Source organism: Endozoicomonas gorgoniicola (assembly GCF_025562715.2).
In the GTDB taxonomy this organism is placed as follows: Bacteria; Pseudomonadota; Gammaproteobacteria; order Pseudomonadales; family Endozoicomonadaceae; genus Endozoicomonas_A; species Endozoicomonas_A gorgoniicola.
In genome coordinates, this window is the sequence record NZ_JAPFCC010000001.1 from 3971791 (window position 1) to 3983894 (window position 12104).

The 12104-nt window shown below is 47.2% G+C and carries 10 protein-coding genes and 1 pseudogene; 3 read left to right on the plus strand and 8 right to left on the minus strand.

The genetic code is table 11. The annotated features are described in order from the left end of the window. Positions 1–2: 2 nt before the first annotated feature. The 7 genes and pseudogenes from NX722_RS18095 to NX722_RS18120 all read right to left on the minus strand — a co-directional run bounded on the left by NX722_RS18095 (position 3) and on the right by NX722_RS18120 (position 8981). Positions 3–1298, minus strand: a complete 1296-nt coding sequence (locus NX722_RS18095; protein WP_262564254.1) for a hypothetical protein — start codon at positions 1296–1298, stop codon at positions 3–5. Then, on the minus strand, positions 1285–3930 hold the full coding sequence (locus NX722_RS18100) for an AAA domain-containing protein (RefSeq protein WP_262564255.1): 2646 nt from the start codon (positions 3928–3930) through the stop codon (positions 1285–1287). Before NX722_RS18100 ends, NX722_RS18095 begins: the two co-directional genes overlap by 14 nt. A gap of 308 nt (positions 3931–4238) precedes the next feature. Continuing rightward, entirely contained in the window at positions 4239–4592 is a 354-nt protein-coding gene (locus NX722_RS18105; protein ID WP_407648076.1) for an IS66 family transposase, read from the minus strand. Next, positions 4574–4756, minus strand: a pseudogene (gene tnpA / locus NX722_RS28950) (IS66 family insertion sequence element accessory protein TnpA); the annotation flags it as partial. The gene NX722_RS18105 and the pseudogene tnpA, both read right to left, overlap by 19 nt. An 895-nt stretch (positions 4757–5651) precedes the next feature. Beyond that, entirely contained in the window at positions 5652–5882 is a 231-nt protein-coding gene (locus NX722_RS18110) for a hypothetical protein (protein WP_262564256.1), read from the minus strand. Beyond that, entirely contained in the window at positions 5879–8554 is a 2676-nt protein-coding gene (locus NX722_RS18115; protein WP_262564257.1) for a DUF637 domain-containing protein, read from the minus strand. Before NX722_RS18115 ends, NX722_RS18110 begins: the two co-directional genes overlap by 4 nt. A 280-nt stretch (positions 8555–8834) precedes the next feature. Next, positions 8835–8981, minus strand: a complete 147-nt coding sequence (locus NX722_RS18120; RefSeq protein WP_262564258.1) for a hypothetical protein — start codon at positions 8979–8981, stop codon at positions 8835–8837. On the opposite strand from NX722_RS18120, the gene NX722_RS18125 reads away from it, so the two are divergent. The 3 genes from NX722_RS18125 to NX722_RS18135 are packed head-to-tail and all read left to right on the plus strand — an operon-like array spanning position 8980 to position 11627. Beyond that, positions 8980–9591 (plus strand): recombinase family protein, encoded by a 612-nt coding sequence (locus tag NX722_RS18125; protein ID WP_262564259.1) that lies wholly within the window; start codon positions 8980–8982, stop codon positions 9589–9591. The two genes, NX722_RS18120 and NX722_RS18125, sit on opposite strands and share 2 nt — an antisense overlap. Positions 9592–9595: 4 nt before the next feature. After that, positions 9596–11239 (plus strand): IS481 family transposase, encoded by a 1644-nt coding sequence (locus tag NX722_RS18130; RefSeq protein ID WP_262568691.1) that lies wholly within the window; start codon positions 9596–9598, stop codon positions 11237–11239. Then, a complete protein-coding gene (locus NX722_RS18135) occupies positions 11229–11627 on the plus strand; it encodes an AAA family ATPase (protein WP_262564261.1) in 399 nt (132 codons plus the stop codon). The genes NX722_RS18130 and NX722_RS18135 overlap by 11 nt, the downstream gene beginning before the upstream one ends. Before the next feature lie 13 nt (positions 11628–11640). On the opposite strand, the gene NX722_RS18140 is transcribed toward NX722_RS18135, so the two are convergent. Next, a complete protein-coding gene (locus NX722_RS18140) occupies positions 11641–12093 on the minus strand; it encodes an IS1 family transposase (RefSeq protein ID WP_262564262.1) in 453 nt (150 codons plus the stop codon). Positions 12094–12104: the final 11 nt, after the last annotated feature.

Consider the following 12104-nt stretch of genomic DNA (forward strand, 5'->3'; position numbering starts at 1 on the left):
TCTTAAACTCCCCAATCCTTAGCTGCCATCAGGTGCCAGACTGTTGATACATTTTGAGTATCGTCCCGTTTTTCCCAAATATCGAAAGCAAGTTCATCGCGTGTTGGAAGCTCAATAGTGTCCGAATATTCGTCAAAGGGTCTCAAAGCTTCTTCACGCCATGTGGGAAAGACTGACTCAGTAGCGTAGGTGTTGATCTGATTCTGGAGTTTCCATTCTGCCCACTGTTGAGCATCTTCCTGGCTCTTCGGGAATATTGCCACCGTCCGACATGTTGGCCCAAAATTCCCGAACTGATAGAGACGAGGCTTTGCAAACTCCAACTGACGCTGCATTAGCGAACGTTCTGCGCCTTTGGTCGAATCAAAAGAAAGCAGCAAGCGCTCTTTTGGTTTTTCCCATTGGCCCCAAAGCCGCTCGTTTTCCAACAGCTCTTGCCACACTGTGTTAAAGGAAACATCAGGTGCCTGTGGAGTTGCATTTACAGAGCTTCCATCAATTGATCCACTGATTTCCAGATAGTTAGCTTTTGGTATCCATTCGAGAGTAAGCTGAGCATTACTATCAATGCACTCAACTTTTGTGTCAATTTTATCCAAACGTATCAATTCATTACCGATAGCAGCAGGCATATTGACTACCGAGCAAGCATCACGTAACCATCTGCTAGTATCTTCAAAATTTTCATTCCGGTTTTTCAACTCTCCCTTTTTATCACCTTTTATCTCATGATACGCAGAGCACTCCCTAAAGGGTTCTACCCGTAGAACTGGATAATTCAGCACTGGGTCATTAGATGCCCAAATCGTCCAGGTACCTTCCTCTGGCACCATCACACATCCTGATTTCAGAGCCTCCTCTCCTTCTTCAGTTAAATAATAACGGGGGCGACTCCTTTCTCCCTGATTTACAAGTAGTCCCAGTGATTCACAGACGTCCAATAATCGAACTCCAACAGCTTCACGACCAACTTCTTCTCCAAGCAAGTGGCTTGCAATGTCTTTGCCATATGTCCCGTTGTTCTCCTGAGTACGTCTGAGAACTGGTAGCAGATCATCACGTTTAGCAGCCTTGGATATAGTGGCCTTAACATTCCAACAAAACACATCAATATTACGGTGAAGAACAAAATCTTCCGACTTACCGGACTTTGATCGTTTCTCCGCAGATCTTGAAGAGGACGTCTTATGACCAGCATTCAGTTTCTTTAATTTCGTTTCTTTTGCCTTAGCAGCGTGTTGTTGGCTACCTGAAGCTCTCATTAAGGTGCCCAGTTTAGATAAATCATTCGTTTTCAAGGTTCGCACTCCATTTGCTGAGGCTAGCCAGCTTGCCGACCAGACTATTGGATTTTTTAAATGCTTGACGATTACCCACCATCACCAACTGATATTTTGCCCGGGTCAATGCCACATTCAGGCGGTTTGGACTTTCCAGAAAGGATGTTACGTGATCATTGGAAAACGACAAAAAGACAAGGTCAGCTTCGTGTCCCTGAAAACGATCTACTGTGCACAATTGTATGGACAAATAAGGTGTTTTTTGATCTCCACGATAGAAGTAGCGTTTGGATCTGCTATTAGCCCATTTTTTCAGCCGCTGCTGAAGCTCATACTCCTGACCACGGTAAAAACACAGAACAGCAACCTCCCATGGTTTTCCATCATTTGAATTACAACTGGCCCATTCAGAAAAATGTTTCAGTCTCTTTATAATTTCTCCAGCTTCCGCCTTATTAGAAGTTTTTTTCCCAGGCTTGCCTTTTACATCAACCCAGGCCGAGCGAGAGGCATACTTCTCGTAGCCCCAATGGCGTTTCGCACTCATATTCTCGGGGGAGATCAACGCATCTCCATGATAAATATATTGATGAGAAAACTCAGCAATTTCAGGGTGCATACGATGTTGGTAAGACAGTAATACGCGACGATCATTAATAACATCGTCAGGCATACCATCCGTCAAAGCTGAGCCATTACGGTCACGGCTAGCACGTTCAAAACCCAAACGAAGGCATTCCAGTACAGATGGTAATGCAACCCTGCGTACTGTATCGATACTGTCTTTTACCTTATATACATCAATCCCTGAAATACCTGCGACGGGCATCAGATCAGATAAATCAGAATTCAGTCTTTCTATCGTATTTTTTCTTGATTCACCATCGGCTTTTTCTGGCGCAAAACGTTGCTCGTATCGACGAGCTTGCCGCCAGGCTATTTCATTTTCCCACGATGGATTACCATCCAATCTCAGGCTCTTCCTTCTTGTATACGCAACTGCACGGCGTTCAGCCATGGGTAAAATCGACTGATCGTTACCAGATCGGAATGTGGTAGCATCCAGCGGCAAGTAATCTTCACTCAACTGCAAGTCCTGACGATTACCAATAACAATGGACGCATAACCAAGTGAATGATCAGGTTGAGCTCGTCTCAACAACACACCATGCTCTGATGCCTGCTGTTTATAAACCTCAGCTATATCAAGATTTCTATCTTCTATGATTTCAACTACAGAGACCCGCCGTTTTTTTTCTGAGTACTGTTTTGCCATAAAAACATCGACACAAGCATCCCTAATTACAGCTTTTTGCAGGCATGGTGCGATGTTAAGTGCCAACTCCTGATCATCAACATAGGGTGATAACTGTTTTGGGTCTCCTACTAAAATCCAACGCTTGGCATGTAAAGCAGGCACCAGGAATTCCTGAAAAGTAGTTTTGGATGCCTCATCTATGATCATGACATCAAACTGTGGATGACCTGCTTTATTGTTTTTTATATCCGGATGTTGCAGCAGACCGATGGTGGTACCACATACGAGATTGGCTGAGTCCAGAACTATTCTCTCAATCAGCGAGCTGTTGTTCTGCAAGTTTTGCTTCAGCAAAGATTGGGAGCCAGTAAGCGAACTCTGCTGGTTCAGATGTTTCTTGATCCTGTTTGATTCTGTTTTAACGAATCTATTTAACGTCCATTCCGCTACATGTCCTGAAACACTCTCATCCTTGCCAATACGCAAAGGGATAACATGGTGGCGGTACGGGTTATTTTCCTCCATCAAACGTTCAATTACGTTGTCAACCGCTACGTGAGTAGAGGCGCAGAGTAATACTCGCTTACCTTGCATTATGAGTTGAATAATCAACTCACAGATAGCGGTGGTTTTGCCAGACCCAGGGGGACCTTCCAGAAGAGCAAAATCCGGTGTACTCATGGCGGTAGCAACAAATAGACGTTGCTCAGTTGTCCCAGGACGGCTTGAATCGGTTAAAACCTTCCAGTCCATTGCTGCCGCAATGCCATCCACATCAGGCACGACAGTTTCTTGCCAGGTAAACTGATTCAAATCCTTCTTAAAGCACTGTCTCTTAAATTCATCTGGCATAGATGGCCAATCTGCATGGTTGTTATCTTCAAATAAGCGCAACAGCGGCAAATGAGACTGAGATGGTGAGTTTTGCAACCGCCAAATTGCTTCTAGCTGCTTTTGAATGGTATAGGTATTAGGGCGAAGTAAAATATCGCCTACAGGCATACGTTCCAGCTGAAGCTGCTCGGTTTTGGAGTCTCGTCCCAAAATGCGAATTTCGCTCGATTGGGTGAATTTCTGCCGTTTGCCCTTACTCTTTGATGCCCCCGGTTCCTCGGACAAATCTTTACCCGTTTCGTATACTGACTTCACATCGTCAGCAAGAAAAGCCTCGAAAACTTTATCAGACACATCATTCAGGTCTTCTGGGTCAATCAACTCAACCCACACCTCCTCTCCACTCTGCCTTTTTGCGGACTTCTTTTCTTTGAAATTCTCCGGCTCAGAGCCTTTGCGAACAGCAATGCGCAATACCGCATTGTCGCTTTCAAAGTATGTCTTAACGCGATCTAAGTAATCTTTGTGGCTTTTAAGTCCAAAAAATACTTTTTTCATAAGCACATCCGGTCGATGACCAACCAGATTCTGGTAGTGGAGTAGTGCCATTACGTCTTCCTATAGCAACAATATTGTTCTGATTCTCACAGCTAGAACCATGCCAAGTTTTTTATTTTATTTAAGGCTTGATATAACAGCATAAAGACAATACGTAAAAATAGATATTCTGAAGTATTTTTCAATATTTGAATTATTTTTCAATATTTTGAAGTCTAAGTAATGTATGTAAACTACATTAGGATGAGATTCATTGAGCATGCTGCTTTCTGGTGAGCACTCAGCCAACAACACCTACCCCTGAAGCCTCAATGCGAGTATCTTAACGACTCTGGCTGAATATTCATTGGCAGCAACTCTGTTACATCGCTACCTTTGGGCATGGGCGGCAAAAGCATCAGAACATGGCGCAGCCACGCATAAGGCTCATGCCCATTCTGTTTAGCGGTCTCCACCCGACTGTATAGTATGGCGCTGCTTCTTGCTCCCGCTACGGTATCCGAGAACGGCCAGCCTTTACGTCCCATTACGAAGGGTTTGATAGCTCGCTCCGAAGCATTGCTGTCGATATCAACCAGCCCACTGTCCAGATAGCGCTCCAGATAGACCCACTGGTTTTGCATGTACCGGATAGCCTCACCCAGCTTGCTTTTCGGGGTGATTTTTCAGAAGTTTCTACGACCACGGGAACAACAGATTGTACCGGTCTGTCTTCGGCGGGCGTCTTGCAGTGACGACGCTTGTGGTAATTGAATGTTTTAGGTGGCAGGTTGTGACGGTGTGCGTACTCAGTCTGACTTAAGTCGCTGGCTTGCCAGGCTTTTATATGATTAAGCCACTACTGGTGCTTTTGTTCTTGCGTCATGGGAACCTCCTGGGTAAAGGAGGCATCAGTATTCAGGCAAATGACAGGCTTTTGAAGGTGGGGTTTGCTGAGCGCTCACGTTGTATCGGAACAGTTCGTCTTGCATTGACGTAGAGTTAGCTTGAGGTTTCTGCCTGCCCAACAGCTTGTTGACTGAACGACATAATAACTCCTTCGTTACAAATAGCATGTTCAGAATACGGGTAGAGCCAAGTATGTTGGTCAGGCAGAATCTTTATAAAATCTCTATGACTGAGCTGCAAACATCCTTGCCGCTTTTATAAGTGTAGGGAACTGAAAACAAAACCGCTTCTGCTTGAAAACAAGAGGCGGTTCCTGCTCACAATCATTGAAAATAAGATTCCGGCTGTGCTCACATTCATTGAAAATGAAACCAAAATCATTGAAAACAAGCCGAAAACAGCCAGTTCTGCTCACAATCATTGAAAATAACGGTTACCCTCTGTACCACAAGGGCTTCGGTGACTCAAAAGATTTTACCTATATTCACTGAAACAAACCGAAAGCTGCAGGTGTCAAAATAGGTGGGATGCGCTAGATAGTTTGAGGCTGCGCATGATTGCGGAAGTTTCTTCGTCAACCCTGGCTGTGCAGAACTTCAAAACCACCACCTCCATACGTTTCTGCGTATGATCTCACGCACTTTTCCTGATGCAAGAGGTTGCCCCATAATTGGGATACTTCGACTCAAGGGATTACGGGGATGAAACGGAATTGCTTGCTCAGGCAAACAAGGAAGGACAAAAACAGATCGGAGGCACTATGAAGCTTCTCTAAAGTGCGCCAGCCACAAGGTTGGCGTATTTCTTTGCACCTTTAATTATGGCCTCCTGCATTAGTGGGCCAGTTGATCAGCAATAGCTTTTATTTCTAATTCGGAGAACTCGAATTCTTCGCCTTCAGCCATAGCGATAATTTGAAGAAATAGTTCATCCATTTCAGAATCTAACTCAAAGCAATACTCATGGTATATTTTATAAGCTTTTTGAGCCAACTTGACTGGATCATAACCAGTATCAAGCTCTGATCTAATAGCTTGTTTTAACAGCCGGACTGGGGTTCTCATAAACCTAGCTCCTTAGCGGTCGGAGGATAATGCAGAGACTCTATAATTTGGCCATCAATGGATTTGGGGTGCACACGTATGACATCGCCTTCCTCGTTATAGCTCTCCATCCACTGTCGAACTTGATTTATTTTTGGATCATACTCAGTGACAAAGCTTGCACCACGAGTTGGCCCTTTAGTTCGTGCTGGAACTTCTTTTGAATAATATCGAATTCTTCCATCAGGCAACTGCTTGGTTTTGACTGCTGTTTTTTGAGCCTTTTCCAGTCCCGACAGCTTTCCTTTTAAAGCAGAGCGAGCATTTAAACTGTTCGCAATATTATTACCTTTATTTTGCTGCTCTGTCTTGCTGTCAACCTTGTTATTTTTTTCATCTAACTTCTGACTCCCCTGTGATCCTTGAACCTTGCTGGCTTTACCTAAGCTCAACCCAAGCCTTCCAACTGCCAGCTCCGCAGCGGCCACCACAGCCACACGTCCCAGTTCTTCTATTTTGCCCTGTTCTCCGGGATGGGTGTCAGGGTGGAAGGAGGCGGCCACCCTGTCGACCTGGTTCGTTGTATATTCCGTGGTAAGTTTGGTGATGCCTTCCCGGTATTCTTCAATGCCTGCAGTGATACCCGCAGAACTGATCAGGGCTCCCAGGCCGCAACCAATACCGCTGACACATAATACCGACCCTCCGGTCACAGAACCCGCTGCAGTGCCGACACCTGCCAGTGTCTGCACAATTCCGGTGAACCGGGTGATGCCTTCGTCGTGACGATTCAGAAAGTCTTCGGTGGCGTCTTTGCGGGTGTAGGTGAATAGTTCGGATGCTTCCAGCTGGGTTAGTTCTGTTGTGCAGTCTGAGCCAGCCAGCTCCAGAGTTCTGAAAGTGTTGTAGTGCGGATCGTCAGGGCTGAGACCCTGTGAACAGTGTACTTTAGCGCAGACTGCCGCCAGCCAGCGTGCCTGCTGTTCTTCGTCCAGTCCCTCGATTTGTTTTTGCAGGAACCCGGCTTCTTCACGGTGCAGCTCCCGGTTGTAGTGATGCTGGGTCTGACCAAGCCAGGCACCGGTTTGCGGATCACCACCGGCTAACTGCGCAGCAGCGGCTGCGATAATCGTACTGGTGGCTTCCTGGACTTCATGGGACAAGTCCTCGGTCAGTCCTGCGGTTGCCTGGGCTGTTCCCGCCGCTGCTGCTCCAGCCAGTGGTTTGCCGTCTTTTAATTCACCCAGTACTGCCCCGACGCTGGAGTGGAGGGCGACTTTGGCCGATCCCCCTTCTTCCCAGCCCCGTGATTTGGCGTAATCACCTGCCCAGTAGTTGGCCTGCGCCGCCAGTTCCTGCCAGGCTTCGCGGCTTAAACTGGAAGATAACTGGTCTTCCAGTGATCCACCCTCAACCACCATCCCTGCTCCGGTACGACTACCGGCACGAACGCCAAACGCCTGAATCCGCTGAGCCAGTGGCGCTGAGGGTGACACCAGGTAAGGCGTGTTGGCCGCGCCCATTAACCCACCGGCAATGGTATCAACGGCTACGGTTTTTATAGTGTCTTCAGAGAAAAGCTGTGTTGCAGTCTGGCCAATATCCCCGCCGTTACTGGCCAGGTCGACCGCACTTTTGGCCACCAGTGTGCTGAAGGCAGCGTTGGCGGCATTGGTGGCAATAAGGCTGCCGTTCATGACAGCTGGCAGAAAAGAGGCACCGACGCCCTGGGTCGCAACAGTGACAGCGGCGGTGACAATAACACCCAGCAGTGGGCTGATGCCTTGGGTTTTGTTACTCCACTCCTGGTAGCTGTTCTCAACGGTTTGCCATTGAACCTGATGGTGGTTCCGTAGCTGGGCAATCCAGGCCAGATCAGGGTAGGTTGACACCAGATGATCCAGAGCCTCGCTCAATGATTGCCCAGGCTCAATGCCAACCATTGCCTCGACCTTCTGGACATTCAGGGTCAATACGCCATCACCGGGATCAAGCCGGGTGTGGACGGTCTCTGTCCGGCAGTGACCACTGATTTTATGAGAGGTGCTGAGCAGGCCGGAACGTTTCACTTCATCGGAAATGCAGTGGTGATCCCGAACGGCCAGATTCAACCATTGCCGGGCATCAAACCGAATACCATGGGCGGCTTTAACCCGGGTGGCCTCAGTCATCAGTGTATTGGCTTTGATATGAATCCTGTCGGCTTCAATTTCCGTAGGAACGGCGGTGTCGTGTTTTTCCTGGTGTTCTGAGGTGCGTTTACTGGTTCCCAGAAAGCCTCGTTTGGTGTCACTTTCAAATTCTGCGCTGGTTTCCCTGCCTGAAGAGATCACAACAGTCTGACCCGAAAGAGTGGCACTGCCTTCTTTGGCTGTCAGCTGGCTGGACTCAATATATAAATCCTGTTCAGCTTTTACTTTGAGGTTTTTACCGGCAGTGAGCGTGCTGTCTTTTATGTGAGCCTGACTCGTTTCTACAGAGACATCCTTCGTTGCTTTCAGCTCGGATTTCCCGGTTTCGGAAAAGACCCGGGTTTTAACTTTAACGCTACCACCCTGGACATCGAGTTTTACCCCCTTCATGGCAACTGACTCACCGGAAATAATAAATCCACCTTTTCCATCACCTGTAATGTCTCCCGAAAAAGTACCGCCATTCAGTACTAAATTCGCAGACCATAAAGAAGGACTCATCAAAGAAGTCGAAGTAGCCAATAAGGCAATGAAAAGAGCTGAGAGCGATTTGCTTTTACGCTTCATATTCATCAAACAGAACTCTCAATATGTGAAAGTGGTGATGGACAAAGGTTTTAACGCACGACGGCATTTAACTAATTGGAAACCTGCCAGAAAGGTCAGGTTTGATGGCAGGGAAGAGTAGCCCATCCAGTCAGGATCGCCATTAAAAAAATGGTTTAATGCTTTTGTACTATGGTCTTCAGGCAGTTTATGAAGTGCAAGCTGACAGTTCAGTTTAACGAGGGTTATTCTGGAATGTAGAACGATCGATCCGAACCTGTCGCCAGCCCAACAGAAAGCGTTCGCTTTTGCCGTCCATAATTTTGTCGTCTACTTTTTCTCTATCTGCATGAGAAAACCCTACACGTAGTTCGATTCCCATGAAAATTGGTTATGCAAGAATCAGTACATGCGATCAGAAGCTGGACTCTCAGTTCGATTCTCTGCACAAAGCAGGCTGTGAAAAAATTTTTCAGGATGTTGCTTGTGGTGCAAAAGCAAAACGATCCGGACTGGATGATTTACTGAAAGCCATCAGGCCGGGTGATGTTTTGGTTATCTGCAAACTGGATCGGCTGGGAAGGTCATTGCAACACCTGGTGACGCTGGCGAATGAACTCATGGAAAAAGGTGTTGGCCTACTCAGCCTGAATGATCCTGTAGATACCTCAACGGCTCAGGGGCGTTTAAGCTTTAATCTGTTTGCAGCCCTGGCTGAATTTGAAAGAGAAATTATCCGGGAGCGCACCCAGATTGGTCTTTCATCGGCAAGGCTCCGAGGGCGCAAAGGTGGTCGCCCCAAAGGTTTGCCTGCAAAGGCTCTGCCAGTGGCTTGTGCCGCTGAAACGTTGTATCAGGAAGGCAAGTTGACCGTGGATGAAATAGCCCGACAACTGAATATCTGTAAAACAACCCTTTACTCGTATTTGCGTCATCGCGGCGTACCCGTCGGTGGTAATACTCAGCAGCGTGTCATTTGTCATGAACCGTAAGCCGATACCCGATGAAGCTCTGTTTGATATCCGTCGTCGCCGCTTATCCCTGCCATCACGCAGCCCGGAAAGACGACAGATCATCACTGAAGCCGCCAGCCTGTATGGTGTTTCAGAGGTCAGCCTTTATCGTGCTTTGCAAAAACTGGGAAAGCCTCACACCGCCAGAAGAAAGGATCAGGGCATACCAAGGGTGATGCCTTTGGAAGAGCTGGAAGGTTACTGCGAGATTATTGCAGCAATCAAAGTCAGAACCTGCAATAAAAAGGCAAGATGCTTGCCCACAACAGGGGCAATAAGGTTGCTGGAAACGACAGGCGTTGAGACTGGGAAAGGCTTGGTCAAAGTACCTCCCGGAAAATTGAAGTGCTCGACAGTTAACCGATATTTACGCGCCTGGGGTTATGATCGTGTGACGTTATCACGCCAACCGGCGGCTGTTCGCTTTCAGGCTCAGTACAGTAATGAGTGCTGGCATTTTGACCTGAGTCCATCTGACTTAAAACACATCAAACGACCACCCTGGCTTAGGGAAGGTGCAGGTTCTCCGACGCTAATGATTTACAGCATTGTCGATGACCGTAGCGGTGCTGCTTATCAGGAGTACCACTGTGTATACGGGGAAGATGTGGAAGCTGCATTGCGCTTTTTATTCCGGGCAATGTCTCCCAAAGAGAGTAATGATTTTCCTTTTGGCATACCCAGCATGATCTACACGGACAATGGCCCGATTATGCGTAGCCAGGTTTTTCATCGGGTGATGGCCTACCTTAATATCGAAGTAAAATCCCATCTTCCGGCAGGCAGTGACGGGCGACGGGTAACTGCACGATCCAAAGGCAAGGTTGAACGCCCCTTTCGAACCGTTAAAGAATTGCATGAGACCCTGTATCACTTTCGTGAACCCGAAACAGAAGATGAAGCGAACGCCTGGCTCAATCGTTTTCTTGTGCAATACAATCACTCGGATCATCGCTCCGAGCCATGCAGCCTTATCGAAGACTGGTTGAAGCATCTGCCCAAAGATGGCTATAGAAATATGTGTGACTGGGAACAGTTCTGTCATTTTGCAAGGGAACCGGTCAAGCGCAAAGTCGGTATTGATGCCCGGTTTGAAGTTAATGGCGTGGCTTATGAAGCCTCCGCAGAGCTGGCGGGAGAAGAGGTGGTCATCTGGTGGGGGCTTTACGATGAAGAAGTATTCGTAGAGTACCATGGAAAACGGTTCGGACCTTACTACCCATCCAAAGGTCCGATTCCTCTACATAAATATCGCGCTCACAAAAAGACCTCACGGGAGAAGCGAGCAGACAGGATAGACCAGTTGGCAAAAATCCTGTCATTACCAGAAGCGGCCTACCGTGATGCTAGGCTCGTTAAGTCTTTTTCTTCCGTACCAGAAGAGTCACCGTCTTCTATACCGTTCTCCCTGCAAGACCCCTTTCATGAAACCTGCTGGCCTGATGCCATCACTGCCCGGAAAGCCATTGCTGACCACTTGGGGGAACCATTGGCAAAACTGTCCGGGGAGCAACTTGAGGTGATCCGGCAGATTCTTGAAGAAACGCTGGATAAGGAAACTGTTCTGAGCCGTGTTGACTCAGCCTTGAATCCAAGTACCACCGAGGTAGTACACCATGTTGAGTGAAGTCATGTCCCACTATGAGATCACCAGGGAGTTTGATCGGGTCGATTTTTTCGAAACGGAGGAGTTCAAGAACATCCTTCAGGAAGTGCGTCATAACATACAGGGCGGACGGTTAATCGCATTAACCGGCATTGTGGGGTGTGGAAAAACACGCATACTCAGCCAGCTGCATGAGACCCTGAAAAAAGAGAAGAATGTGGTTGTGTGCCAGTCACTGTCTGTTGAGAAAAACCGCTTGACCCTGGGAACCCTGATTACAGCTCTGTTCTGTGACTTACGCCGGACGAAAACTGAGAAGCTACCTTCGCAGCCGGAACAGCGGGAAAGGCATCTCAGGGACATGGTAAAAAACAAGAAGAAACCCGTTGTTTTGTTCGTTGATGGGTAGTGGGGCAAACCTGTTATATTTCATGGATGTCAATGCCAAATTCGATTTTGTTGATCAACAGGCCAATAACAATATCGTGCATTTGTTCTAACTTTGAAAAGCATATTGTCTTTCTGGCCAGACGCTTAATCCAAGTTCTAAAATTCAGGTTTTTACGTTCAATTTTCTGAGTATTTTCTTTTCCAATGATGTGTCTGCTTTCGTCGAGATTACGTTCATAGGCTCCCCAATCATCAGTATAAAATTTCTTGATACCAAATGGTTCAAGAAGCTCTTTTAGTTTTTTGAAAACCTCATCCTTTCGTTTCCCAAAAACGTAAGCCAAAACAGTATTGGTCGCATGATCAACTGCATGCCAAAGCCAACGCTGGTTACTTTTTTCAAACACATACGACCACTGTTCATCTATCTCAGACTCTTGGCAGGCACGGCCTACGTGAATCACAGCACCCGTTCCAAGATCCATTTTCTGAATAT